Here is a 25,599-nt window from a genome sequence, read left to right as displayed (position 1 = left end):
ATCCTTGTGACCGGCGCCACAAGGGCATAATCGAATCAACTTCGATTAGAGAGGTGGGACCGTGGGTAGACCTCGTATCGCACGCCTGGACCGCGAACGGATCGCAAAGGCTGCACTGGAACTAGTCGACCGCGACGGCGACTTCACGATGCCTGACCTGGCGAAACACCTGAATGTTCAAGTCTCGTCGATCTATCACCACGCCAAGGGCCGCGCCGCGGTCGTAGACCTGGTTCGTGATCGCGTCGTACGTGAAATCGACGGGTCGGCGTTCGAGCGCTTGCCATGGGACGAAGCGTTCTCCGAGTGGGCGAGGTCGTATCGAGCCGCGTTCAGTCGCCACCCCACTTCCATCCGCCTCCTCGCCACGGAGACGGTGCGCGACCCCACGTCACTGTCGGTGTACCGCGCTCCCGCTGCGGGTCTGTGCGAGGCGGGATTCCCGGACGACCACATCTTGGCCGTCATCACTGCATCGGAGAATTTTCTGCTCGGAGCGGCACTGGATGCGGCCGCACCGGAGGTCATGATCGAAGCGGACGCGACAACACCCGACGACGCCCTGACTCGGGCACTTGCCGCGGCACCGAGGGGACCGGCCAGGGCCGAGCAAGCCTTCGAACTCGGCTGGACGGCATTGCTTTCAGGTTTTCGACGCCTCTTGCATGAGGTGCACGAGTAGCCTTCGCGAATCCGGCCGGGAGGTCAATGAACGCGCTTACCCGCCAACCAGGTTCGGGACACGACCAGGTCACTGAGCTCCTTGGACGAAGCAAGGTGGCGGGGATCGACGGGCAGCTGGATCATGTCGGCTCGCATGCCCGGAAGGAGGCGACCCCACGAGTTCTCTTCGAACCCTTGATAGGCGATACCGGCCGAATATGTCGCGAGGGCCCAGTCGAGGCCGACGCGTTCACGAGGCAGCCATCCTTCGCTCGGAACTCCTGCAGACGTCTGGCGGTGAATTGCGGTGGCAATTCCCTTGATCGGTTCGTGGGCCGTGATGGGCCAATCGCTGCCGAATGCCACTCGCGCGCCTCGCTCGGCGAGACTTCCGATGCGATATTGCAGCTCACCGCGGTCGACGCCGATACGCGGAATGGTCAGTTCCGTCATCAGAGGATCGAGCTGAGCCCAGAGCGGCTGGAAATTGGCAATCACGCCCAATGATTCGAACCGGTCGAGGTCGTCGCCGTCAACCAATTGCAGATGCGCGATCGTGGCGCGCCGATCACGCGGGCCATTACATCGATCGACGTATTCGATCGCGTCGAGCGCCATGCGTACACCTGCATCACCGATGGCATGGATATGGATCTGAAAGCCCAACCGGTCCACTTCAGCTGCAACCCGACCGAGTTCATCCGTCGTCCAGTTACTGATTCCGTGCGAATGCGGGCAGTCCGAGTACGGCGCAAGGAGCGCTGCCGTGCCGGCCTCGATGACACCGTCGGCGAAGAATTTCACCGTTTCGGCTCTGACTGTGTCACCGCCCCGTTCTGCAACTTTCTGCCGAGCCTCGACAAACGCCGGTAGGTCGGCTTTCCAGCTCTCAGGTGTTGCTCGGAAGGCAAGATTCACTCGCGTCGACAGGCGCCCGCTTTCAGCGGTGGCCAGCCAGATCTCGACATCGTCCAACTCGGTCCATGCATCCTGAACCCAAGTGATACCCGCTGCCGCAAGCATTTTCGATGCTGCAGCAAGCGAATCGACTCCGTCGTGAAGTGTTACTTCGGGAAGAAGAGCCAGTACCGGGTTGATCGCTCCCCATTCACGCAGTGTCCCCAGCAACTCGCCGTCAGCTGTTCGCACAATTTCCCCGCCGACCGGATCCGGGGTATCGCGCGTCAGACCGGCGCTCCGAAGCGCGGCGCTGTTGACCCACGCGGTGTGATAGTCCATCGTGCGCAAGACGACGGACCTGTCCTGCACTACATCGTCGAGCCAGTGGGCGTCGAACAGTCCGCCGGGCGCCAGAGTGGGAGAGACGCCCTCTCCGAAGATGCACTCGGCGTCCGGATTCGCGTCCGCCCAGCGACGCACTTCCCGCACTACCTCGTCGATGCTGTCGCAATCACGAATCTTGGCGCCGCGCATTTCCAGGCCAGCCATCAACGGGTGAACATGGCCGTCGCCGAACGACGGTAGAAGCGCTCCCCCTGCCAAGTCGACAACTTCCGTACGGGCCGACTCCAACGCCCTGGCCGCATCCCCCAAAGCAACAACTCTGCCGCCTGCAACGGCCAATGCGTCACTGACACCGCGGGCCGAGTCCCCCGTACGAATCGTGCCTCCGACGAACAGAAGTTCGGCCTCCACTTCCAGCACCTCCGCAATTAATCGAATTTGATTCGATTAATCTAGACCGCGTTTGTACCGCCGTCAATAGCGGTTCAGGCGTTGCGAATTGAAGGATCTCGGGCGCTGTTCAGCCCGAAAGCTCAGTATCGCGAATAGTGCTGCATCTCCTCACGATCGGCAGCGCAGATGCACTTTCGATCGAGACCGCGGTCGGCTGTCACTGCGCAGAACCGAACGCCGAGCGGATCGTGGGATTCCATACTGTGCTGACACGCAGGGCAGATGGACGGCGTTTTCTGATCCGCGTCTGTCGACTCGGCTTGCCCTGGTGCATTCGACACATCGGACGGGTTCGACGCCATACAGGCGCTCCAGTTCTCGGCCGTTCGACCACAGACCGGGTTGGCGTCGAGGACGACATGGCTTGACCGCGCATATACGAATGACCCTCGACGTACCCCCACGCTACTCGCTTCGGCGCACCGGTTTGTACCAATTTCTGCCACACGACAATCACCGTCGAGCAGGATAGAACTACAGCACGCACCATTTCCGTGCAGCGTTCGAATCCGTGCAGCATCCGAAGCGAAAGGGCTTCTTGTGAACACTTTCCAACATGTATCCGCCGCCGTCAACGTAGTGGTCCAACCACTGATCGGCGCTCCGATCGTGGGCAAATTACTCGGCCGTTCAATGACCGTCATCACCTACGTCGGCCGCAAATCGGGACGTACCTTCAGCGCGCCCGTGTCCTACAAAAGAAAAGGCGACCATGTGACGATCGGAGTTGCCATGCCGGACAAGAAAAGCTGGTGGCGCAATTTCTATCCGGAACAAGGCCCCATCGTTCTCCAACTGGACGGTATCGATCGTCCTGGCGAAGCCCTCGCACATCGAAAAGGCAAGGGAGTTTACGTTTCGGTCGAACTCGCGCCTACGGACTGAAACGATCGAAACGGCACCGGCGCAATCACATTCACTTCACACTGATCGCCTAGCCGTACCTCGGTGATCCATATCTCGTCGCGATCGGGACCTTTGACTCTGTGCAATCGACACTCGGTCTCGCACCGTTCGACGCGGGTTTTTTGTCGACCGTTTGACGAACAACCCGTCCTTGCCAGTACATTACCGTCCGGTAACATCGATGGCAGGCGCGAGCTGGAAGAGGTGACCACCGTGACGATCGGCATCTATCTGGTCGACGACCACGAGATCGTCCGTCGTGGATTGGCAGACCTGTTGAATCAGGTATCGGGATTCAACGTTGTGGGCGAGGCGTCGTGTGTTCGCGAAGCTTCGGACGGAATACCCGAATGCCGACCCGACGTGGTCGTCATGGACGTCAGACTTCCCGACGGCAACGGTGTGGAACTGTGCCGGGAACTGGCGTCGACCTGTCCGGAAGCGGCCACGTTGATGCTCACGTCGTACTCCGACGACGACGCCCTACTCGACGCCCTGATCGCCGGCGCACGCGGATTCGTCCTCAAGAACATCCGCGGCCACGACCTGGTATCCGCGATCCGTACGGTCGCCACCGGCAAATCGCTGTTGAACACTCAGGCGGTGATCGGTTTGGTCCGGCGCATCCGATCCGAGCAGGAGTCGGGCACTGCGGCAGCACTGTTGACCGATCAGGAACTGTTGATCTTCGAGTTGATCGGCAAGGGGCTGAGCAATCGAGAGATCAGCACGCACGCGGAACTTTCGGAGAAAACAGTCAAGAACTATGTCTCACGCATCCTCGAAAAATTAGGTCTCGAACGTCGAACTCAGGCTGCAGTTCTGGCGACAAAGCTTCGTGCGGGCACTGCTCACCCGGATCCTTCGGGCCAGGCGACCACTCACCTGCTGACGCCGTCCGGTTCACCATTCTCCGCCACTACAGGCACACACCATGCCAGGTAGCCGCGACGCGCTCATGCTCAGCCTTTTCGGCGACATCGCCGGAAGCGCAGAGCTGACTGCCCTCAACCCGACTGCAATTCCCAAGCTGCTCAGTGCCGTACTGACCGTCGGGTCCACCCTCCAACTCGACGAAACGCTGCAACAGATAGTCGATGTCGCAAGACATGTGCTCGAAGCGGACTACGGTGCGCTCGGCGTGAAGTCTCCCGACGGCCGCTTGTCCCGCTTCATCCATTCCGGTTTGAATCAGGGGCAGGTTGCCAAGATCGGGCATCTTCCCGAAGGTCACGGACTGCTGGGCCTGGTCGTTCAAGAACCTTGTCCGGTTCGAACCGACCGAATCGCCTCACACCCGTCCTCGGCGGGGTTTCCAACCAATCACCCACCGATGGACACGTTTCTCGGTGTTCCGATCTTCGTCAGGGGCGAGGTGTTCGGCAGCATCTACCTCGCGGACAGCTCGGAACGGACTGCATTCGACGACCGTGACGAGGCCGTACTCCAGATTCTGGCAAACGCTGCGAGCATCGCCATCGACAATGCGCGTCTGTTCGAGGAATCCCAAACGCGGGAAGCGTGGCTCAAGGCCGTCGCCGCCGTAAACGCACGCCTGCTCAGTGGAGGATCTCGCGACGAGACACTGGCCGAACTGGTTCGCACGACGCGCCGTCTCACCGACGGCAATCTGGTGTGCATAGTTCGCTACGACCTCGGCGAAGGGCCGGGTGTTCACGTCGCAGAATCCCGGACTCGCGGGACGACCGCCTCGGACGGCACAGTTCTCGATCTTTCCGGAACCGTGATCGACGAAGCTGCCCGCAGCCGGCGAACGATTTCCGCCCCCAGCGCCAGTGCTGTTCCGGCACTGCATGTTTCCAGCGAGGAATCCGTCGTCGCACTCCCATTGTCGGGAACCTCGTTCGGCGGCGGCGTCCTCTTCGCATCACGCCGCAGCGATCGTCCGTGGGGCGTCGATGAGATCGAGCAGCTGACGGCAATGGCCGACATCGCCGCTGTCACTGTCGAATTCGCCGAACAGCAACGAAAAGAGCGACTGGTCGACGTCCTCGAAGATCGAGACCGAATCGCGCGTGATCTTCACGACCACGTCATTCAGCAGTTGTTCGCCACCGGATTGAGTTTGCAGGGGGCATTGCAACGTCCCGGCGACGAGGAAACCATTCGCACGGTGTTGGACAACTCCGTTGATCAACTCGATCGAACGGTCCGCGAAATCCGCACCGCAGTCTTCGACCTCCACACGAGCGAGATGTCGACTCCCACAAGCCTGCGACGCCGATTACTCGACGCCGTCAACGGTCTGTCCGGTCACTCGTCGATCACTCCCAGCGTCACTTTCGAGGGGACCATCGACAGTTCCGTCCCGGCTCGACTCGCCCCGCACGCCGAAGCCGTTGTGCGCGAAGGGTTGAGCAATGCTCTGCGGCACGCCCATGCCAACGCCATCGACGTCACCATCCGGGCAACGGAAGATCTTGTCATCAGCATCGTCGACGACGGTGTGGGAATCGACCAGGCAACCAGAATCCACGGTCTCGACAACCTGGCGACCCGCGCTCGTCAGTGCGGCGGCTCGAGCAACATCACCAGCGAGAACGGCGTCACCGAATTGGTGTGGCGAGTTCCGCTGAGCCCCAGGCGAAGTCCGTTGTCAATCCAGCACGGTTGAGCGTCAGAGCGGATCCAGTTGGGCCTTGAGCAGGCAGAACTCGTTACCTTCTGGATCGGCCAGGACATGCCATTGTTCCTGCCCCGTCTGGCCGATGTCGGCCGGCCGCGCACCAAGGCCCAATAGGCGTTCCAGTTCGGCTTCCTGATCGCGGTCGGTGGCGTTGACGTCGATATGCAGGCGGGGCTTACCCTTCTCCGGTTCGTCTCTGCGACTGAGGATGATCGTCGGCTGCGGACCGCCGAACCCTTCGCGCGGGCCGATCTCCAGAGAACCGTCGTGCATTCGATCGAGCACGACGAAGTCCAGGACCTCGCACCAGAACCGCCCCAGAACCTCAGGATCCCGGCAACCGAGCACCAATTCACTGATACGACATGCCATGACAACTCGCTTCCATCCGCAAGGACAACTGTCTTTCGACCGTACCGGACCACGTGATCTACGCCATGCCGCCCTGTCCGATCCTCGGGACCTTTTCCCCTCGTCCGAGGTCGTGGCCGCCGCGATCATTGCGTTTATGTTCCACAGTCCCAATAATTCTCGGTATTTCGTCACGTCGATGCACACAGGCGGCCGTCGTGGTTGATCTCGCGCCCCGGCCGGTCGACGAGGTCGATATCCACCTCGGCGCAATTCCCCGGACCGCTCCGAAGGGTTCGAAACTGGTCGAGATCCTGAGGACCACCGATCACAAGATGATCGGGCTGATGTACATCGTGACATCGTTTGCCTTCTTCCTGATCGGCGGACTGATGGCGCTGCTCATGCGCATGGAATTGACTGTCCCGGGAATGCAATTCCTGTCAAACGAGCAGTACAACCAGCTGTTCACCATGCACGGCACGATCATGCTCTTGCTGTACGCGACCCCGGTCTTCTTCGGATTCGCCAACTACCTCATGCCGCTGCAGATCGGCTCGCCGGACGTGTGTTTCCCGCGGCTCAATGCGTTCAGCTACTGGTTGTATCTCTTCGGCGGCCTGATCGCCTCCGCCGGGTTCGTAACACCCGGTGGTGCAGCAGATTTCGGCTGGACCGCTTACGTGCCACTCACCAGCGAACTCCACTCCCCCGGTATGGGTGCCGACCTGTGGATCATCGGGCTTACTCTCGGCGGCGTCGGCACCATCCTCGGCGCAGTCAACATCGTTTCGACGATCGTCTGCCTGCGGGCCCCCGGGATGACGATGTTCCGCATGCCGATCTTCACGTGGAATGCGCTGGTCGCCAGCATGCTGATCCTCCTCGTTTTTCCGCTGCTCGCTGCTGCCTTGATCGGGCTGTGGGTGGACCGGCACCTGGGAGCGCATTTGTTCGACCCCGCGACAGGTGGAGTCATGTTGTGGCAGCACCTGTTCTGGTTCTTCGGCCATCCCGAGGTCTACATTCTGGCGCTTCCGTTCTTTGGCATAGTCTCCGAGATCTTCCCTGTCTTCAGCCGCAAGCCGATCTTCGGATACACCGGATTGGTCTACGCAACACTGGGAATTGCAGCTCTGTCGATCGCTGTGTGGGCGCACCACATGTACGCAACCGGCGCCGTTCTCCTCCCCTACTTCTCGTTCATGACCTTCTTGATCGCAGTTCCCACCGGAGTCAAGTTCTTCAACTGGATCGGCACGATGTGGAAGGGGCAGTTGACTTTCGAGTCGCCGATGCTGTTCTCCGTCGGCTTCCTGGTCACATTCCTGTTCGGCGGACTCTCCGGCGTAATTCTCGCAAGCCCGCCCCTGGACTTTCATGTCACCGACTCGTACTTTGTTGTCGCGCATTTCCACTACGTCCTCTTCGGAACAATCGCGTTCGCGACATACGCCGGAATCTATTTCTGGTTCCCGAAAATGACCGGCCGGATGTTGGACGAGAAGCTCGCCAAGATCCATTTCTGGTTGACTCTGATCGGCTTTCACGCGACATTTCTCGTCCAGCATTGGCTCGGCGCTCAGGGTATGCCTCGGCGGTACGCGGATTACCTGCCATCGGACAATTTCACTCTTCTCAACACGATCTCGACCGTCGGCGCGTTTGTGCTCGGAGCCTCGACGATTCCGTTCATCTGGAACGTTTTCAAGAGCTATCGGTACGGACGGATCGTGACGGTCGACGATCCCTGGGGATTCGGAAACTCACTCGAATGGGCGACGTCCTGCCCGCCACCACGACACAACTTCACCGAACTCCCCCGAATCCGCAGTGAGCGGCCTGCATTCGAACTGCACTACCCCCACATGGTCGAGAGGATGCGCGACGAGGCGCACGTCGGACTGCTTGGTCACAAGCCGGTTTCCACGGTAAGCACAGAGGTGAAACGACATGAATGACGGCACGAAGTATCGAGCTTGGGCAGAAAGTCAGCAGGTTGAACGCCGAGCGAAACCCGGCCATCTCCTGATGCCGTTGCTCTTCCTCATGTTCGCAGTCACGACGCTCGTGTGGTTGCCACTGACAACTGCCGCTTGCTCGATAGTAGTTGCAGGATTGCTGTTCGGCACTGTCCTGCAAGCCAGTTCGCATTCAGCAGAACCTTCGACAGACATAACGCGAGGAGCTCGGAATGACCTCCCAACTTTCGACTGACGTCTTCACCTCGGAGTGGTCCGCAGACGGAGCCGTCGTCGTGTGCATCGATGGATCCCCGCTGCGCACCGACGTGATCACGTGGGCGGCCGAGTTCGCGCATCGCCACAGTCTCTGGATGCGAATAGTTTTCGTAGCTCCGAACTCCGCAGATCCGAACACCGGCGATCCGAATACCTCGGCATCACCGACCGGCCTGTTCACGGAAGCCATTCAGATCGCAGAGTCGGTGTCGCCAGATCTTCGGATCCGGACCGATCTGATCTCCGGGGAGAACACCGCAATCCTCACCGCGTTGACGTCCGAGGCTGCCTTGATCGTCAACCCGTTGATCGTCACACCACAGGACGATCTCACTGCACCCGCCCCGGCATGTTCATTCGCAACAGTCGGAACTTCGTGTGAAAGCCAGGCTACGGCTGATCTTCCCGTTGTCGTCGGTTTGGACGGAAGCGCCTACAGCGAAAGCGCTTTGGCCATTGCATTCAAGGAAGCCGAGGCGGCGAGCACCGAACTGGTCGTCGTGCACGCTGCCCCGCCGGAGGCCGAGCTGAGTCGAAACTTCGAAGTCGGGCACGCGCCCCAGCATTCGACGCCGCTGACGTGGCAACTGTCAGGTTGGGCCACGCTCTACCCCGGCGTCACCATCCGACAGATCGAGTTCGACGGCCCCTCGGTTGCCATTCTGGAACAACTCTCCACCGAAGCAAGGCTTCTCGTCGTGGGCCGGCGCGGCCGAGGTGCGTTCGACGACACCGCTCTCGGCACCACGAGCAGTGCAATGATTCGAAAAGCTCACTGCCCGGTCATCGTTGCGAGCGAAGCCTGAATTGGATCCTCGCTCGGTCAGAAGCCGTAACTGTGGATGGGTGCGAGCTGACCGGCGTGGTGGGCTTCGATCACGAAACGCTCGTGGTCGACCAACTTCTCCGGGAGTTCGTCAACCGGCCACCACCGCAGATCTGCAGATTTCAACGGCTCCATCCGGCGTGGTTCACCCGACCACGTGCGGCATTCGTAGAAGAAGTCCACTCGATGATCCACCGGGTCGACCCCTTCCGCATGTCGGCGATGCAACACGGTGAGTGGCTTCAGTTCCGAGGAAAGCAGCTCCACGCCAAGTTCTTCCGCGGCCTCCCTGACAGCCGCATCGAGTGCCGACTCCCCCAGTTCGACGTGTCCCGCAGCAGCGTGAGCCCAGTATCCGTCCATGAAACCGGTGCCCTCACGCAACTGCAACAGCACCTCCGGCCGTTGCGCCGGGTTGCTTCGACGAAACATCACGTACACCGCTGGTACCAGCGCAAATTGATCGGCCACATGACCACGCTATCGTGCGGGAAACGGCGGCGCCCCGCGAGAACAGAGCTCGCGGGGCGCCGTCGGCTAATCTGCTGAATCAGTTGACGTCGAACCTGTCGAGGTCCATCACCTTGGTCCAGGCGGCAGCGAAGTCCTCGGCGAACTTCTGCTTCGCGTCTTCGCTGGCGTACACCTCGGAGAGTGCGCGCAGTTGCGAATTCGATCCGAAAACAAGGTCGACCGCAGTTGCCGTGTACTTCGGATCTCCAGTCGCCCGATCAACCCCGTCGTAGACGTTCTCATCCGTCTTCGACGGCTTCCACTCGGTACCCATGTCGAGAAGGTTGACGAAGAAATCGTTGGTCAACGTCTCGGGACGGTCGGTGAACACCCCGTGGCCGGTCTTGCCGAAGTTCGCGTTCAGTGCGCGAAGTCCGCCGACCAGAACTGTCACCTCGGGCGGGGTCAGCGACAGCATGTACGCGCGGTCGACCAACAGAATCTCTGCCGGAATCTTCTCCCCTCCCTTGAGGTAGTTCCGGAATCCGTCGGCCCGGGGTTCGAGTACCTCGAACGAGTCGACGTCTGTCTGCTCCTGAGTCGCATCCGTACGTCCCGGCGTGAACGAGACCGTGATGTCTTGTCCGGCGTTCTTCGCGGCCTGCTCGACTGCCGCTGTACCACCCAGAACGATCAGGTCGGCAAGTGAAACCTTGGCTCCACCAGCCTGGTTGAATTCCTGCTGAACTCGCTCGATGGTCTGAAGCACCGCGGAGAGGGCTGCGGGCTCGTTGACTTCCCAGTTCTTCTGCGGCTCCAGGCGAATTCGAGCACCGTTGGCGCCGCCGCGCATGTCAGTGCTGCGGAAGCTCGCGGCCGACGCCCACGCGGTCGACACCAACTGTGAGACGGACAGCCCGGAATCGAGAAGTCGACTCTTGAGGATCGCGATGTCCGCGTCCCCGATCAGTTGATCATCGGCCGAGGGAACGGGGTCCTGCCACAACTGCGGTTCGGGAACCCACGGTCCCAGGTAACGCGTGACCGGTCCCATGTCGCGATGCAGGAGCTTGTACCAAGCCTTGGCGAACTCTTCAGCGAATTCTTCGGGATGATCGAGCCAACGCCGTGTGATTTTCTCGTACGTCGGATCCAGGCGTAGGGAGAGGTCGGTGGTCAGCATCGTCGGAGTACGTCCGGCCGTCGAATCGAACGGATCCGGGATCGTGCCGGCCCCCGCGCCATCCTTCGGGATCCACTGCCACGCACCCGCCGGGCTCTTGGTCAGCTCCCAGTCGTATCCGTACAGAATCTCCAGGAAAGTGTTGTCCCACTTCGTCGGAGTGGGAGTCCACACGACCTCGAGACCACTGGTGATCGCGTCCTTACCCACGCCCGTACCGAAGGCGCTCTTCCAGCCCAGTCCCTGTTGCTCGACGGGTGCGCCTTCCGGTTCGGGTCCGACGAGGTCGGCCGGACCGGCACCGTGTGTCTTGCCGAAGGTGTGGCCGCCGGCGATCAGCGCGGCCGTTTCCACGTCGTTCATCGCCATGCGAGCGAAGGTTTCTCGGATGTCGCGGGCGGCCGCTACCGGGTCCGGTTGTCCGTTGGGTCCTTCGGGATTGACGTAGATCAGGCCCATCTGAACTGCGCCGAGCGGTCCGGACAGCTCACGGTCTCCGCTGTAGCGCTCGTCGCCGAGCCAGGTGTCCTCAGGACCCCAGTAGATCTCCTCGGGCTCCCAGATGTCTTCTCGGCCGAAGCCGAAGCCGAAGGTCTTGAACCCCATCGACTCCAGAGCGCAGTTGCCTGCGAACACCAGCAGGTCGGCCCAGGAAACCTGCTTTCCATACTTCTGCTTGACCGGCCAGAGCAGGCGACGTGCCTTGTCGAGGCTGGCGTTGTCCGGCCAACTGTTGAGCGGGGCGAAACGCTGAGCGCCCTGACCGCCACCGCCGCGGCCGTCTGCGATGCGATAGGTGCCGGCAGCATGCCAGCTCATACGCACGAAGAGTCCGCCGTAGTGTCCGTAGTCGGCCGGCCACCAATCCTGCGACGCCGTCATCAGCGCGATGACGTCGCGCTTGAGCGCCTCGACATCGAGTTTGGCGAATTCCTGGGCGTAGTCGAAGTCGGCACCCATGGGATTCGACTTCGACGAATGTGAATGCAAGACAGAGAGATCCGGCTGATTCGGCCACCAGTCCCGGTTGGTTCTCGGACGATTCCCGGTCGGTGTCGGAGACGGGATCGCGGGGTTTTCACTTTCGCTGGTGCTCGCGGTGTTTCCATCGTGAGCAACCGGGCAACTATCGGACACGGTAATCCCTCCATGAGCGAGTAGAACGGACTTCGATCACGGGTGTGATCGCAAACTCTGAGTTGTCGAACAGTCGGCACACAGGCCCCAGTAGATGACCTCGGCTTCATCGAGGACGAAGCCGTTGTGCGCCGACGGCGTCAAGCACGGTGCCTCTCCGACTGCACAGTCGACATCTGCAACGACCCCGCAGGACCGGCAGACGACGTGATGGTGGTTGTCACCGACGCGAGACTCGTACAGCGCCACCGATCCGGACGGTTGGATCCGCCTGATCAGCCCGGCGTCGGTGAGAGCGTGCAACACGTCGTAGACCGCCTGCCGCGACACCCCTGGCAGAACAGCCCGCACAGCATCGAAGACAGTCTCGGTGGCTGCGTGTGGGCGTGCATGCACAACCTCGAGCACCGTGACTCTGGGACGAGTCACGCGAAGCTCAGCGTTACGCAGTTGGGCTGCATAATCCGGCGTCGAAGGCACCTTTCCACTATTGCGCAATCTTCTGGACTGAACCCAGACTTTCGCGAAAATCCTCGCCTACGCGGATTTGCCGACCGATTCGTCAGCGCTCCGAACAGGACGAACGGGCCCGGGAATCATGGGAGATGAACTGGGGGTAGGTCTTGTTGCGCCAGTCGCAGTTCAGCGGCGGCGATGACGCCGGGGAAGTAGTAGTGCCCCTCCGGCGACTGAACAAGAGATGCAGCGTCGATACCGTCGACTTCCCATACGTCAACCGCGCCGCCGGTGTTGTTCATTCTGACAAACCAGTCCCGTTCGCCCTCGTCGCTGGCGAGGAAGCATCCCTCCTGCTCTGCTCGTAGACTTCCTGCGATTCCGCGAGCTGAGCCCATTCGGCGCCAGTCCAATCCATACCGCTGGATCGACGCACGGTTCAAGGCGGAGGTGACGTGGTAGCGGGTCGACATCGTCCAAAGGTAACAATCTTCCGTTTGTTCCAACTACGGTGAAGGGGAGAATCCGCCGAGGTCAGGAGTGATCGTGCCCAAATTGGAGATCAAGAGGAAGTCACAACTCTCACGGCAGGAAGTCGCCGACCGACTCATCGCCCTCGGCCAGGCCCTCGCCAGTGGATCGGAAGTGGAACTGGGGTCGGGTGGGGACTCGATCGAAATCAGTGTTCCGGAACAGGTTCGGTGGGAACTCGAGATCGAAGTCGACGGCAACGAGGTCGAGATAGAAATCGAGATTCACTGGCGCGACGACCCTCAGGAAGAATCAGAAGAGAAGTCTCCGCCGCCCACCAAAGCAGTTCGTCGCAGCCGACCGCGCAAGAGCACTGCCAAATAGGCCAACCCGGGTGCGGTTGTCAGGCAATTACGGAGACGCCGACACCTCGAGAGACACAACGCGCAGCAGTGCTCGAAGATCACTTTCGATCCGTCGAAACAGTTGATACACAACGATGAAGCCCGCGATCCCGCCCAGACACAGCGCACGGACGGTTGCGTTGAGTTCCTCCCCTGCCCCGGAACCGACAAAACTGAGTCCCGCGATTCCCACCAGTGGAACCGACGCCGCGACTGCGAGGTAACGCGTGCTGCTCCGACCCAACGAGCGAATATCGCGTCCGTCGTCGCTTCGTAACTCGCCGTGTGACAACAAGATCGGATACAGACATCGAACCGAGTAGTACGTCAGGATGAAGAACGGATACGCGACTGCGACGGCGCCGCACACTGCCAGCGACGACATCAGGTGCACGTATGCTCGTTGCGGAATACCTCCGGCGGCAATCTGCAACGCAACTGGATATGCGATACCGGCCAGGACCCACAGACCGAATGCGATCACCACCGCGCGGTGTCCGACGTTCAGCGTCGCGGTACGCGCTTTGTTCAAGACCTCCGCGTTGTACGTCTGACCGTGACGCAGTCCGTGAGGCACAGTGAGCGCAAGCCGGCACCAATACAGGATCGCCGCGGCACCGAGCGAGAACGCGGCCACCCCGATGACCAGATGAACCTGCTCGAGGTGCTGCTGAGCCTGGGGCGAGAGTCCCGAGATGATCAGCATCTTGTTGTAGTAGTAGTTGTAGCCTGCCGCCAGGAGATTCGGAATTCCGATCGCGGCCAGAAGAATCGGCAGTGCCCATTTCCACAACGTCGAACGCGGGCTCCCTTCCGGCGGGTCCACCAGGTTCCGGGCAGACCGGTCCAGGCACAGTGCGAACTGTCGGGCAAGCTTTCGTCCGCCAGACCACCTTCCGTCCCTCTCGGGCGAAAGAGACTTCACCAGCACTCGGCGCAGCGCCGGCGGACAGTCGTCCGGTAACCGGGCCTCGGCCGCGGGATCCACCCCACGCCGACGTGCCTCGAGCGCCTTCTTGGGCGACGGTGGGTTCTCCCCCGTGCCGTCGTCCGCGAAAGGCCTACTCCCGGTTAGGAGTTCCCACAGCATCACGCCGAGTGCATAGATGTCGCTACGGGTGTCGAGTGTGCCGGGAGCCCCCACGGCACAGGCCTCCAACTGCTCTGGAGACATGTAGGCAAGCGAGCCTCCAACAAAGCAGGCAGCATCCTCGGTCGAAACCTCCTCGCTCGAACTGACGTTGAAATCGGCGAGTTTGGGAATGCCTTCGACACTGAGAAGTACGTTCGCCGGCTTGATGTCCCGATGTAGTACGCCGTGCTCACGCGCGTACTCGAGGGCGTCGGCCAGTCTCATTCCCATCCAGGCCACGGTCTCCGGCCACGACATCGCTGCGATCTCGCTCCGTAAACTCGTCTCGCTCGGTTTCATCTCCCCCTTCTTCGCCAGAGTCTGATCGATGGCGTCGAGAAGTAGTTGTCCGGACCGCTGAGCCTGCGGTGTCACGCGGACAAGTTTGACCACGTCGAGCAAGGTCCCGCCTGGCACGTATTCCATGAACAGAACTCGCAGTGCGCGTTCCTCGAGCAGCCGTTGATCGAAGACACGAACGATGTTGGGATGGTCGAGTTGGGCGAGAGTCTGCGGCTCGACCCCGACGTTGCGCGAGATTTTCAACGCAACCCACCGCTGCATCGACAGTTGCCGTGCCAGGAACACTCGGGCGAATGCACCGTGCCCGAGTTCCAACACCAGTTCGAAATCATCGAGGCGCTGCCCGATCTCGAACTCGTCGAAACCCGAGAGCCCCAACATCATCACGTCTTCGCGGCCGGCCATCGAATCACGGTCGAACAACCGCTCGAAACCCTCTGCCTGCAAAGGGAACTCGCTGAGGTACTCGGCCGCTACGACATCCTCCCCGCCCTGCTTCCGCAGCCGGAACTCCTCGTACAGAAGCTCGGCCGGTAGTGGCTCTTCGAGCAATTCCGGGTACTCGGCGCAATACTCCGTGAGTCGTTTCGGACCGTCATTCTTCAGCCAGCGGTACTCCATGTCGATTCCGACCAGTTCGATCAGCGCGCCCCGACGAATCTTGGCTGGATCGGGCAGATATTCACTCAGGTCGGACGGCGTTCGTCCCGCCTCCCAGTCCCCGACCAGGCGCCCGAGACCGTCGGCATCGTTCGATTCGCCGCGTACTACTGGCAGTGCGGACAGGCGCAACTCGGTGACGGTGCCCCGTTCGGTCAGGGGCCCGCTCGCGACTGTCGCGTCACTGGCCTGCGCACCACGTTCATTCATGAGTTCTGCTCCGCACCTCGAGCACGATGAATCGAGGCGACTCATTTCAGCGTAACCCCGGCGGTACCTCTGACCCCAGCGAATCTATTCGGCGTGAACTGCCGACTTCGTGCCGATACGAACGAGTTCTTCGCGGTCACCGATCTTGACGCGTGGACGTCCGTGCTCGACACCGAGGTCCTTTTCGGCGGCATCGATACGAAGCCATCCTTCCCAATCGACGGGAAACAGATCGCCGGCCGCGAGGACCTCCTCGATCCGGCTGCGATCTGCTCGGCGCCCGCCGAACGAATCAAGTTGGCGCAGCATCGTTTCGACTGTTTGGCGGGCGTCTGGCCGCGCCGCACCGATCAGCCCCGCGGCACCGCGCTTCATCCAACCGGTCACGAACAAGCCCGCGATCGGTAGACCGCTCTCGTCGACCACCGCGCCGCTCCGGTGCGAAACTATGCCGCGCCCGTGATCGAAGGGCACCCCGGCAAGTGGCGTGCCGAGGAATCCGATTGCCCGGTACACAGCTTGAACCGGATAGTCGGTACAGACACCCGAAGCGGTGACGTGACCGTAGCCGTCGGGGTCAGTCCGCTCGACGCGGAGTGCCTCGACTTTCCCGTTACCGAGAATCTCCACGGGCTGTCGGTAGAAGTGCAGGTGAACTCGACGCTGGGCAGTTCGGTCGGCAGGTGCAGTGTCCGCGAAACCACGGAGTGTCTCGACTGCCAGTCGGGCGTGCACCAACTGTTTTGTCATCCGCTCGATATGCCGGTCCGGCGCGACATCGGCAGCATCGACGACAACATCTACGCCGGGTAGTTCACCGAGAGCGCGCAACTCGTTCGGGGAGAAGCGAGCGTCGGCGGGTCCGCGCCGGACAAAGATGTGTACTTCACGAACGCGACTGCCGGCGATCCCTTCCCGAACTTCGTCGGAGACGTCCGCGGCCTGCAGCGATTGCGCCTCTACGAGGAGCATCCGCGTGACATCGAGCGCGACATTGCCGCCGCCGACCACTGCCACCGACTCGGCGTGCAGGGGCCAATGTTGGGGGGCGTCGGGGTGATCGTTGTACCAACCGACAAAATCGGCGGCCCCGAATGAACCGGGAAGCTCGACGCCTGGAATGTCGAGTAGTGCATCCCGCGGCGCACCGGTTGCAATGATCACCGCGTCGTAGGAAGAACGTAGGTCCTCGACGGAAAGGTCCTTTCCGATCTCTACGTTGCAGAACAGCCGGAAGTCACTGGCGACCAGCACGGTGTGCAGAGAATCGACGAACTTTTCGGACTCGGCGTGCCCTGGGGCGAGACCGTAGCGCACGAGTCCGTACGGCGTCGGCAGACGCTCGAACATGTCTATCTTGGTACCAGGAGCCAGTTCAGCGAGAGCGCCGGCAGCGTGGATTCCCGCCGGCCCCGCTCCGACGATCGCGACCCTGAGCGGTGGTGAGAAAATCCGGGGCGCCGCCGGCGGGGATACCGCTGAACCTCTAGCGTTGATCATGCCCCGAGGCTAGGACCTCAACTGCGCTGGAGATCAAGTCCGCTTTTCAAAAACCCGCTTTTCAGTAACCCGCTTTTCAGTAACCCTGCTCGGCCGGCTTGTGCTCGGTTGTGTAGCGGTAGAAGTCCGCCAGTTGGAGTTCACCGGCCGCTGCCTCGTCGACGACGACTGTCACGTGCGGATGCAACTGAAGTACCGATGCCGGGCAGAACGCCGACACCGGACCTTCAATCGCAGCCCGGACCGCGGGGGCTTTGCGCGCCCCCTCCGCAATCAGCACAAGATGCTTTGCATCACTGATGGTTCCGAGACCCTGCGTGATCACGTGATGCGGCACATCGGCTGGGTCTGCGAAGAACCGCGCGTTGTCGGCGCGGGTCCTCTCGGTCAAGGTCTTCACTCGGGTACGCGATGTGAGTGAGGAGGACGGCTCGTTGAAGCCGATGTGCCCGTTGAGACCGATGCCGAGAATCTGCACGTCGATGGGACCGTTGTCGACGATGGCAGCGTCGTAACGCCGTGCAGCTTCACTGGGATCCGCGGCTCCCCCGTCGGGGCTGAACACTCGCGCATTGTCGATGTCGAGATGATCGACGAGTTCCGTGCGGATAGTGTGCGCGTAGGACTGCGGCTGATCGGGCGTGAGACCTACGTACTCGTCGAGAAGATACGCGCTCATCGCCGCGAACGACACTCCCGATTCTCGATGCCGCTTGATCAGCTCCCGATACGTGTGCAGCGGTGACGATCCCGTCGCGAGGCCGAGCGTCCGCGCTCCTTTTTCGATTGCGCCGCAAACGATGTCGGCAGCGATTCGCCCGCCGTCTTCCGGACTGGGAACTATGACGATTTCCATTCAGGCTTCCTCTCTGCTCTTGCCGGCTCCGACGATGGCCTCGCGTACGGAACCCGAAGCGCGATCCAACAATTCGGTTGCTTCGGCGAAGTCGCATTCGGCCAACAACATGACGACCGCTGCCTTCACATGACCGTCGGCATTCTCGATGGTCTCCGAAGCGATCTCGGTATCCACTCCGGTGGCTGCCGCGACGATCCGGTTTGCACGATCGACCAGTTTGGCGTTGGTAGGCCGAAGATCGACCATCAGGTTGTGAAACGCCTTGCCGGAACGGACCATGCTTGCCGTCGAAAGCATGTTGCACACCATCTTCTGTGCAGTCCCGGCCTTGAGCCTCGTCGATCCGGTGAGGATCTCGGGGCCGGTCTCCACTTCGATGGCCACTCCGGCGTGCGAACTCATTGCCGCATTTCGGTTGCACGAGACTGCCACTGTTGCGGCGCCGAGTGCGCGGGCATGATCAAGTCCCCCGATGACATACGGAGTACGACCACTCGCCGCCAGACCCACCACGACGTCCGTGGCGTTCAACGAGATTGCGTCGAGGTCGGCCCCAGCCGCTCGCGGATCGTCCTCTGCTCCCTCGACGGCGTTCAGAAACGCTCCCGGGCCACCGGCGATGATTCCGATCACCTCGCCTGGATCGGTCCCGAAAGTCGGAGGGCATTCCACCGCGTCGAGCACTCCCAGACGCCCACTGGTCCCAGCTCCCAGGTAGATCAGCCGACCACCTTGTGCCCGAGCGGTGACGATCGAATCGACTGCGGCTTCGATGGCCGGTAACACCGCCGCGACCGCGTCGGCCACGATTGCGTCCTGCTGGTTCATCACCGTCAGCAGATCCGACACCGACATGACGTCGAGATCGCGGGTGAGAGGGTTCGGTCTCTCGGTAGACAGCATGTCCAATTGCATTGTGGCGAGTCCTCCTCGATCAAATTTCACTACGACGACTCCTCGTCAGTAATCACAGCGACGACTCCTCGTCAGTGACGCTTCGAAGCAATGGCATCATGACTGCGTTGCAGCGCAGACAGGGCGCTCGGCAGCGAGTGCGCGACCATCGCAAAAATTGTGTCGACTACCAACAGCTGGCCGGTGCGGCTTGCCATCGCTGCCGACCGGAAACCGAATTCTCTACCGGCAGTGAGTAGAACGTGGTGTGACTGCACAGCGAGCGTCGACCGCGCCCCGCCGGTGATCGCGGCCGTCGACGCCCCGGTACGACGGGCAAGGGCAAGCGGTTCGACCACATCAGAAGTCTCGCCGGAATGCGAGATTCCCACTGCTATGTCGTCCGGTCCGAGCAAACTGGCGCTGACCATCGCCGCGTCTCGGTCGAGATGAACCCGGCAGTTGACGTCGATACGCGAGAGCTTCAACGTGAGGTCTTGCGCGACGATGCCTGACGCGCCGATGCCGTACACCTCGACCCGGCGGGCGGATCGAATCCGCGACACCACTTCTTCGAGTGCAACAGGGTCAGTCAATTGTGCTGTGCCCTTGAGTTGTTCGGATTCGAACTCGGCGAGTTTGGCCATGACTTCACTGGCAGAGTCGGCGGCAACGATGTCCACACCGAGTGGAATCGAATCACTTGACGCGGAACCGCTGATGGCCGCCAATGCCAGACGAAGCTGGGGATACCCCTCGAATCCGAGCCTTTTGGCTGTGCGGACCACTGTCGCCGTGCTTGTCGACGCTCGTTCGGCAAGATCGTTGACCGTCAGTGTGGACGCCAGGCTGGGGTCGGCTTCGATGATTTCGGCGATCCGCAGCTCGGCAGGTGAGAGGCTGCTCAGTGATGCGCGAATACGAGCAAGCAGGTCGACGGACGCCGGAGCACTCCGGTCCAAAGTCATAACGCCTCGATTCGCATCGTTTTCGGAGCTGACGGCACCGATGTGATTCTAGGCAGCCCACGGCTTCCTGGCGTCAAAGATCCGAGCACACTTGCGTGACGCGCACCGGTGCACGAAGCAATACTGCCGGGCAATCCGTGTGCGGTGAGGAAGCCGAGAACCGCGAAAGCCAATGCTTCCTTGATGTCGGAGGTGACTCCGAGTTCGTCCGAAGAGACAAGCGCGATGTCGCCCAGTTCGTCACGGAGCATCGCCATCAACGTCGGGTTCTTGGTGCCACCACCTGACACCACCACTTCGGTGGCCGCGAGTGCTTTGACGGAATCGGCGACGGTCCGGGCCGTAAGTGCAGTCAGAGTCGCGACGATGTCTGCCAGAGACAACGACTCGTAGCCCCGCAGAGCGGCGAGCAGATAGTCCCGATGAAACAATTCTTTGCCCGTGCTCTTGGGAGCGGGCTGCGTGTAATACGGTTCGCTCAGTAGATGTGCGAGCAGATCGACGTTCGGCGTGCCGGCTGCACCCAGAGCGCCACCGAGGTCGAACCACTGCTCCCCCGCAGTGAATTCGCTTACCGCCGCGTCGATCAGCGCATTTGCCGGGCCGGTGTCGAAGGCAATCGGTACTGCGGGACCATCTGCCGTCGTACCGCCGCCACCCGGAGCAGTGACGTTCGCGATGCCACCGAGATTGAGCGCGACGGAACCCGAAGTTCTTCCGTTGAGCCACAATACGTCGAACGCGCTGACCAATGGTGCACCCTGTCCACCCGTCGCCACGTCGCGAGAGCGCAGGTCCGACACGACGGTGCATCCGGTCTTCTCGGCTATCCAGGCCGGCTGCCCGAGTTGGAGAGTGCCCTTTACTTGCGCTCCTTCGACCCAGTGGAACATCGTCTGCCCATGTGAAGAGATCAATTCCGCACTGCCGCCACACAGTTCCGCGTTCGCCCGCGCAGCCACGGCCGCGAATGCCTGCCCGATCTCGGTGTCGAGTTGGCAGATCTGACCGACAGTGGTGGACGCAGGCGGTACCGCAGCGGCCACCGCTGCCCGCAACTCACCGGAATATGGTTCGCTGACCATCCCCAGTGGGGTCAGCACAAGAGTGTCCCCGTCGATCCGGATATCTGCTGCGGCAGCATCGATAGCGTCGTACGAAGTACCGGACATCAGGCCGATGACTCTCATGAAATTTTCCTTACTCGGATCGTTTCGGCATTCGGGCAAGCTGCGGTCAGTCGACGAGTGCCCGCTTGTGGGCATTTCCTCGCAAGGTACTCAAAGCGATCGCGCTGACGGCGCACGTTGCCATCACGAAGTAGGCCGGAATATCGAGATTGGAAGTTTCCTTGATCAGCCATGTGATTATCAGACCGGCGCAGCCCGAAAAGACCGCGTTGGACAGGGAGTATGCGAGTCCTAATCCGGTGTACCGGACCGAGGTGGGGAACATCTCGGAGAGCATGGCGGGTCCGGGTCCGGCGACAAGTCCCACTGCGGCGCCGGCGGCAAACACTGCAAATCCCTTGGCGGTCAGAGACGTCTGCTCATTCTGCAGGACGTTGAGCAGCGGCAACGCAAGGACCAAGATCAAAACGGTGCCGGTGAGCATGACCGCGCGTCTCCCGATGCGATCACTGAGCCCGCCCGCGAGCGGAATCGTCACCGCGAAGCCGGCATTGGCAAGTACCGAAGCAACCAGTGCCTGATGGAATGTCGCGTTGAGTGAACTCTGAAGATAAGTCGGCATCACGACGAGGAACGTGTAACCCGCCGCAGACCAGCCCATCAACCGACCGATGCCGAGCAGGATCGCCCTGGCGGTCTCGCCGACGGTCGGCTGCGCTACCGGCGTCGCCGCATCAACTGTCGGTTCGGACTGGACTGCGCGGGCACGCTCGAACGACGGCGTTTCTTCGAGTCGGAGCCTGAGCCACAGGGCGACCAGGCCCATCGGAAGTGCAAGGAGGAACGGGATGCGCCAGCCCCAGTCGTTGAGCTGACCGGAGTCGAGAACTGTCGCGAGGAGCGCCGCGATTCCGGCACCGGCGAGCAATCCGAGCGCGACCGTGAACGACTGCCACGACCCGTACAGTCCGCGTCGTCCCGGGGGCGCGAACTCGGTCATCACCGACACCGCGCCGCCGAACTCGCCTCCGGCCGACAGTCCCTGGAGGATCCGAAGAACCGTCAAGAGCAGCGGTGCCAGAATTCCGACGCTCTCGTAGGTGGGGAGCACACCGATCAGGGTCGTCGCACCCGACATCAGCAGAAGAACGATCACCAAGGTGGGGCGTCGGCCGATGCGGTCACCGAGTCGGCCGAACAGCGCTGCCCCCACTGGGCGGAAGAAGAAGGCCAGCGCAAACGACGCGTAGGTCTTGATCAGGCTTTCGAGGTCGCCGGAGCCGTCGGCGCTGAAGAAGTTCGACGCGATGATCGTCGCGAAGAACCCGTACACACCGAACTCGTACCACTCGATGAAATTTCCGACGGAGCCGGCGACGAGCGCCCTGCGCCGTTTGAGCTGCGCACCATCGTTCCGTGTCTGCACTGTGATGCCCATGCCGTCCTCCGTTGACGAAACCCGAATATGCAACAAAGTTTCATCTGAACGGAGTAGAAATGTCAAGAAGTTTCACAATTAGGCTTTCGTGGGTCCCAGAATCCCTACGCTCCTGCGAACGTGAAGGCCTCCGCCCGTTCGAACTGGTCGGTGGAGTCTCCGGAGTAGACCGTGCTCTCGTTCGGGCCCAGCCCGAGCTTGCGGACGGGCGTCCCCTCCCCGAGATCCATCGACGCCACATCCACCCAGAACGTATTCGGGGTCATCGCAGACTCGAAGAAATAGAGCGTGCGTTTGTGATCGACCACCGTACGCCAGCGGGTCGACGAGATGTTGGGCTCGTCTGGAGTCGAAATACCCAGCGGCACCGAGACATTGCGAATGACACTGAACGTCGACGCCAACGCGGACCGCGGATCGTCCGTCTGCGGTATCGCATCCACGTAGAACGACGCGCGGGCGAATCTGTCAGCGGCACGGTTCGTTCCGGGCAGCATCACAGTCCCGTTGATCTGCTTCCAGTACTCGTTGACCGCGAGTTGCTGATCGAAGATCGGAGAATTTGTCATCACCTGGTACTCACGGCTGTGATGAATAGTCGCGCGTCCACCGACGTATTCGATGATCGCACTGTCTCCCCTGGCGTCCGAGAGTGACATGTGAAGGGTAGCGAGACGGTCTTCACCGGGAACAGCAGCAGTCACGACGGTGAACGGTTCCGCTGCCAAGACCTCGACTGCTTCCTGAACTGTCGCAAAACAATCCAGAACATACTGCGCCCACGCTGCGATGGACAGACCCGGAGTCGAGCCGTCGTATGCCGGGTACTCGGACTCGACCAACCACAAGAGATTTGCAGACAGTCCTGCCTCGTTGACCCCATCGGTTGTGCACATGTCGTAGGCCGTTGCGACAACACTTCCGTATTTCGACGTCCACTGAATCGAGTTCGGACCCGCGCAACCCTCGCGCGTCATGCCCCGCGGAAATGCCCAGAGATTGGTTCCGAGATCGACCTTCCAATCCATCGATCGAGCAGTGATCACAGTGTCGTTGGGCCCCAAGTAGACCAAGCGTGTACACATCGAAAACTATCCCTTCCTCACGGCGTGACGATATTGAAACTGGGATCGAAGGTATCCAGCAGCCCTCCCAATGTCTCCAGCGCCGATTCGTCTCCGGTGAGCGAAATCTTCCCGGCTTTGGCAAGTTCCGCAGCCGCGCCCGGTTGCAGAAGTGCGCCGATCAGTGCAGCTTTCGGCCCGGACACCGTCAGTTGCGTGTTCGACGCCGCTCCCCGGCGGGCATTGAGGACGCCGCGCCTGACCCAGGCCGTCCAGGTCTCGTCGTCGTGATCGGTGAACACGAAATCGATGTGGAGGTCGACGTCAGTTGCCTTGCCTCCGATGAGATGCACTGCTACGAAGTCGAACAAGATATCGATGGGCATCGCGAGGACGCTGTCTTCGCTCGCAGTGATGTACGGCGGGGGTTGCGAGCCCTCACGCAATTCCAACGCTGCCGAAAGGTAGATACCTCGCCACTGAGGTCCCTCGGCTTGATACCCCATCTGCTCGTAGACGTCAGCCTGAAGGTTCTTCGCCTCGGTGTTCTCCGGTTGAGCGAACACCAACTTGTGCAGGATCTCTGCCGCCCACCGGTAGTCTGCGGCGTCGAATGCTCGCTTACCCTCATCCAGGATCTTCTGCGCGCCAAGGAGATCGACGAACCTCTTCGCCGACTCGACCGGTGGATGTGGATGAAGCGTCACCGGATCGCCGTCCCACATTCCCAGCTCCTTGGTGTACACGGCACGCACGTCATGATGCAGAGTTCCGTGGTAACCGCGGTTGTGCCACTTGCGGCCGAGTTCCTCGGGTAGCTCGATCACCTCGGCAGCTTCGAGCGGCGTGTATCCCTTGTTCGCCAGCCGGAGCGCCTGGTCGTGAATGTATTTGTAGGTATCCCTTTGTGATTCGATGAAGCCAACGAGGTTCTCGTTGCCCCACACCGGCCATGTGTGCGGTCCGTAGTGAACCGCCGCGTCGTCGCCCCACCGTTCCAAAGTCTCGTCCAGGTATCGCGCGAAATTACGGGCATCGCGGGTACGCGCACCGCGCAGGGTCTGGATGTTGTGGAGTGAATGATTTGCGTTCTCCGCACACGTCAGTGCGGCGAGTTCGGGGATCCAGATGTGCATCTCCTCCGGAGCCTCGGTATCGGGTGCATAGAGGAATTCGAACTCCAGACCCGCAATTTCTCGCTTCGTTCCGGTTTCGGTGATGCCGTCGGTGGGGGAAATATACGAGATCTGAGGGCCTTTGGTGCTGAGCACGCCGATCCCGCACGAGACCGCCCCTTTCGGACCGAGGTCGAGCAATCCGCCGAAGGCATAGAACGACCGCCTCGCCATGGCATTGCCGGCGACAACATTCTCGCCGATTGCGAACTTGTCGAACGATGCGATCGTGCCCGGCGCGATGATCGGCACCTTTCCCGACGCAACGTCCTCGACGTCGATGATGCCTTTGACTCCGCCGTAGTGGTCGATATGGGTGTGCGTGTAGATGATCGCTGCAACCGGCTTGTCGCTGACGTGCTCGCGAATCATCTTCATGCCCTGGCGCGCTGATTCGACTCCCGCCATGCAGTCGATGATGATCAGGCCTTCATCACCCTCGACGACCGTCAGGTTTGCGATGTCGTTGTTTCTCACCTGGTAGAGGCGATCCGTCACCTGGTAGAGCCCACCCCGGCGAATTACCTGACTCTGGCGCCACAAACTGGGATTGACGGTGTCCGGCGCCGGAACGTCGTCGCCGATGTACGCCAATGCCTCGGGGTCGAAGACCACATGCCCGTCGTCGCCGAGAACATTGCCAGGCAACGGTGCGATCAAGCCACGATCCGCGTCGACAAAATCTTGCCGGTCATCCATGGCGTACCGCGTGACCGCTTCGCGATTCACCGTCACGGTGGCCGGTGTTGCGTCCTTAGGTGTCTGGCACATGGCACTCCCCGCTCGGATACGACGATCAGATACCCATAATCTCTATCCGGCGGCAGCGGC

General features: G+C 61.2%; 23 protein-coding genes. 7 read left to right on the top strand and 16 right to left on the bottom strand.

Annotated elements, in window-relative coordinates; translation table 11 throughout:
- The first annotated feature begins 61 nt into the window (after positions 1–61).
- Positions 62–682, top strand: coding sequence for a TetR/AcrR family transcriptional regulator (locus GJB56_RS28380; protein ID WP_020968683.1), 621 nt, complete (start codon positions 62–64; stop codon positions 680–682).
- Between the two features lie 23 nt (positions 683–705).
- On the opposite strand, the gene GJB56_RS28375 is transcribed toward GJB56_RS28380, so the two are convergent.
- Together GJB56_RS28375 and GJB56_RS28370 are read right to left on the bottom strand one after the other, a co-directional pair.
- Positions 706–2,319 (bottom strand): amidohydrolase, encoded by a 1,614-nt coding sequence (locus GJB56_RS28375; RefSeq protein ID WP_113682436.1) that lies wholly within the window; start codon positions 2,317–2,319, stop codon positions 706–708.
- A gap of 122 nt (positions 2,320–2,441) precedes the next feature.
- Positions 2,442–2,663, bottom strand: a complete 222-nt coding sequence (locus tag GJB56_RS28370) for an RGCVC family protein (RefSeq protein WP_019747515.1) — start codon at positions 2,661–2,663, stop codon at positions 2,442–2,444.
- Positions 2,664–2,901: 238 nt separating this feature from the next.
- Between GJB56_RS28370 and GJB56_RS28365 the strand changes: the two genes are divergently transcribed.
- The 3 genes from GJB56_RS28365 (at position 2,902) to GJB56_RS28355 (ending at position 5,902) form a co-directional block, all read left to right on the top strand.
- Complete coding sequence (locus tag GJB56_RS28365) at positions 2,902–3,246, top strand: nitroreductase/quinone reductase family protein (protein ID WP_113682250.1); 345 nt, start codon at positions 2,902–2,904, stop codon at positions 3,244–3,246.
- Between the two features lie 234 nt (positions 3,247–3,480).
- Positions 3,481–4,212 carry a response regulator transcription factor gene (locus GJB56_RS28360; protein ID WP_113682435.1) on the top strand — a complete coding sequence of 244 codons (732 nt, stop codon included), beginning with the start codon at positions 3,481–3,483 and terminating at the stop codon, positions 4,210–4,212.
- Positions 4,202–5,902 (top strand): sensor histidine kinase, encoded by a 1,701-nt coding sequence (locus GJB56_RS28355; RefSeq protein WP_113682249.1) that lies wholly within the window; start codon positions 4,202–4,204, stop codon positions 5,900–5,902. The genes GJB56_RS28360 and GJB56_RS28355 overlap by 11 nt, the downstream gene beginning before the upstream one ends.
- Positions 5,903–5,905: 3 nt before the next feature.
- Here GJB56_RS28355 and GJB56_RS28350 read toward each other — a convergent pair whose 3' ends face one another.
- A complete protein-coding gene (locus tag GJB56_RS28350) occupies positions 5,906–6,286 on the bottom strand; it encodes a VOC family protein (protein WP_020906510.1) in 381 nt (126 codons plus the stop codon).
- Positions 6,287–6,483: 197 nt separating this feature from the next.
- On the opposite strand from GJB56_RS28350, the gene ctaD reads away from it, so the two are divergent.
- Positions 6,484–8,226, top strand: coding sequence for an aa3-type cytochrome oxidase subunit I (gene ctaD / locus GJB56_RS28345; protein WP_113682248.1), 1,743 nt, complete (start codon positions 6,484–6,486; stop codon positions 8,224–8,226).
- 233 nt (positions 8,227–8,459) lie between these two features.
- A complete protein-coding gene (locus GJB56_RS28335; RefSeq protein ID WP_113682247.1) occupies positions 8,460–9,311 on the top strand; it encodes a universal stress protein in 852 nt (283 codons plus the stop codon).
- A gap of 17 nt (positions 9,312–9,328) precedes the next feature.
- Here the strand turns inward: GJB56_RS28335 and GJB56_RS28330 are convergent, their stop codons facing one another.
- The 4 genes from GJB56_RS28330 to GJB56_RS31765 all read right to left on the bottom strand — a co-directional run bounded on the left by GJB56_RS28330 (position 9,329) and on the right by GJB56_RS31765 (position 12,862).
- Positions 9,329–9,802, bottom strand: coding sequence for an NUDIX domain-containing protein (locus tag GJB56_RS28330; RefSeq protein ID WP_020906507.1), 474 nt, complete (start codon positions 9,800–9,802; stop codon positions 9,329–9,331).
- Positions 9,803–9,881: 79 nt separating this feature from the next.
- Entirely contained in the window at positions 9,882–12,104 is a 2,223-nt protein-coding gene (katG, locus tag GJB56_RS28325; RefSeq protein ID WP_113682246.1) for a catalase/peroxidase HPI, read from the bottom strand.
- Positions 12,105–12,140: 36 nt separating this feature from the next.
- Positions 12,141–12,584 (bottom strand): Fur family transcriptional regulator, encoded by a 444-nt coding sequence (locus GJB56_RS28320; protein WP_020906505.1) that lies wholly within the window; start codon positions 12,582–12,584, stop codon positions 12,141–12,143.
- Between the two features lie 116 nt (positions 12,585–12,700).
- Positions 12,701–12,862: a hypothetical protein gene (locus GJB56_RS31765; protein WP_225989345.1), complete on the bottom strand. Its 162-nt coding sequence runs from the start codon at positions 12,860–12,862 to the stop codon at positions 12,701–12,703.
- A 244-nt stretch (positions 12,863–13,106) separates the two neighbouring features.
- Between GJB56_RS31765 and GJB56_RS28310 the strand changes: the two genes are divergently transcribed.
- Positions 13,107–13,415, top strand: coding sequence for an amphi-Trp domain-containing protein (locus GJB56_RS28310; protein ID WP_024487387.1), 309 nt, complete (start codon positions 13,107–13,109; stop codon positions 13,413–13,415).
- Positions 13,416–13,442: 27 nt separating this feature from the next.
- On the opposite strand, the gene GJB56_RS28305 is transcribed toward GJB56_RS28310, so the two are convergent.
- From GJB56_RS28305 to GJB56_RS28265, 9 genes are all read right to left on the bottom strand, one after another.
- Positions 13,443–15,740 carry a serine/threonine-protein kinase gene (locus GJB56_RS28305; RefSeq protein ID WP_113682245.1) on the bottom strand — a complete coding sequence of 766 codons (2,298 nt, stop codon included), beginning with the start codon at positions 15,738–15,740 and terminating at the stop codon, positions 13,443–13,445.
- Positions 15,741–15,824: 84 nt separating this feature from the next.
- Complete coding sequence (locus tag GJB56_RS28300) at positions 15,825–17,240, bottom strand: FAD-dependent oxidoreductase (protein ID WP_113682244.1); 1,416 nt, start codon at positions 17,238–17,240, stop codon at positions 15,825–15,827.
- A gap of 76 nt (positions 17,241–17,316) precedes the next feature.
- Entirely contained in the window at positions 17,317–18,096 is a 780-nt protein-coding gene (nagB, locus tag GJB56_RS28295; RefSeq protein ID WP_029254646.1) for a glucosamine-6-phosphate deaminase, read from the bottom strand.
- A complete protein-coding gene (murQ, locus tag GJB56_RS28290) occupies positions 18,097–19,014 on the bottom strand; it encodes an N-acetylmuramic acid 6-phosphate etherase (protein ID WP_020968668.1) in 918 nt (305 codons plus the stop codon).
- A gap of 71 nt (positions 19,015–19,085) precedes the next feature.
- Positions 19,086–19,961: a MurR/RpiR family transcriptional regulator gene (locus GJB56_RS28285; RefSeq protein ID WP_042950990.1), complete on the bottom strand. Its 876-nt coding sequence runs from the start codon at positions 19,959–19,961 to the stop codon at positions 19,086–19,088.
- Complete coding sequence (locus GJB56_RS28280) at positions 19,958–21,151, bottom strand: anhydro-N-acetylmuramic acid kinase (RefSeq protein WP_020906499.1); 1,194 nt, start codon at positions 21,149–21,151, stop codon at positions 19,958–19,960. Before GJB56_RS28280 ends, GJB56_RS28285 begins: the two co-directional genes overlap by 4 nt.
- 46 nt (positions 21,152–21,197) lie before the next feature.
- A complete protein-coding gene (locus GJB56_RS28275) occupies positions 21,198–22,529 on the bottom strand; it encodes an MFS transporter (protein WP_029254645.1) in 1,332 nt (443 codons plus the stop codon).
- A 104-nt stretch (positions 22,530–22,633) separates the two neighbouring features.
- Positions 22,634–23,614, bottom strand: a complete 981-nt coding sequence (locus GJB56_RS28270; protein WP_029254644.1) for a linear amide C-N hydrolase — start codon at positions 23,612–23,614, stop codon at positions 22,634–22,636.
- Positions 23,615–23,631: 17 nt separating this feature from the next.
- Complete coding sequence (locus tag GJB56_RS28265; protein WP_113682243.1) at positions 23,632–25,539, bottom strand: alkyl/aryl-sulfatase; 1,908 nt, start codon at positions 25,537–25,539, stop codon at positions 23,632–23,634.
- Between the last annotated feature and the right edge of the window lie 60 nt (positions 25,540–25,599).

It is taken from the genome of Rhodococcus sp. AQ5-07, assembly GCF_009707305.1.
GTDB lineage: Bacteria > Actinomycetota > Actinomycetes > Mycobacteriales > Mycobacteriaceae > Rhodococcus_F > Rhodococcus_F erythropolis.
This window is presented reverse-complemented; position numbering and strand designations above follow the sequence as displayed.

Coding starts and splice junctions, on each gene's coding strand:
- GJB56_RS28280 (WP_020906499.1), bottom strand. CDS start 21,151: ATGAGAGTCATCGGCCTGATGTCCGGTACTTCGTACGACGCTATCGAT.
- nagB (WP_029254646.1), bottom strand. CDS start 18,096: ATGGAAATCGTCATAGTTCCCAGTCCGGAAGACGGCGGGCGAATCGCT.
- GJB56_RS31765 (WP_225989345.1), bottom strand. CDS start 12,862: ATGAACAACACCGGCGGCGCGGTTGACGTATGGGAAGTCGACGGTATC.
- GJB56_RS28355 (WP_113682249.1), top strand. CDS start 4,202: ATGCCAGGTAGCCGCGACGCGCTCATGCTCAGCCTTTTCGGCGACATC.
- murQ (WP_020968668.1), bottom strand. CDS start 19,014: ATGCAATTGGACATGCTGTCTACCGAGAGACCGAACCCTCTCACCCGC.
- GJB56_RS28275 (WP_029254645.1), bottom strand. CDS start 22,529: ATGGGCATCACAGTGCAGACACGGAACGATGGTGCGCAGCTCAAACGG.
- GJB56_RS28300 (WP_113682244.1), bottom strand. CDS start 17,240: ATGATCAACGCTAGAGGTTCAGCGGTATCCCCGCCGGCGGCGCCCCGG.
- GJB56_RS28335 (WP_113682247.1), top strand. CDS start 8,460: ATGACCTCCCAACTTTCGACTGACGTCTTCACCTCGGAGTGGTCCGCA.
- GJB56_RS28305 (WP_113682245.1), bottom strand. CDS start 15,740: ATGAATGAACGTGGTGCGCAGGCCAGTGACGCGACAGTCGCGAGCGGG.
- GJB56_RS28350 (WP_020906510.1), bottom strand. CDS start 6,286: ATGGCATGTCGTATCAGTGAATTGGTGCTCGGTTGCCGGGATCCTGAG.
- GJB56_RS28265 (WP_113682243.1), bottom strand. CDS start 25,539: ATGTGCCAGACACCTAAGGACGCAACACCGGCCACCGTGACGGTGAAT.
- GJB56_RS28370 (WP_019747515.1), bottom strand. CDS start 2,663: ATGGCGTCGAACCCGTCCGATGTGTCGAATGCACCAGGGCAAGCCGAG.
- GJB56_RS28270 (WP_029254644.1), bottom strand. CDS start 23,614: ATGTGTACACGCTTGGTCTACTTGGGGCCCAACGACACTGTGATCACT.
- GJB56_RS28285 (WP_042950990.1), bottom strand. CDS start 19,961: ATGACTTTGGACCGGAGTGCTCCGGCGTCCGTCGACCTGCTTGCTCGT.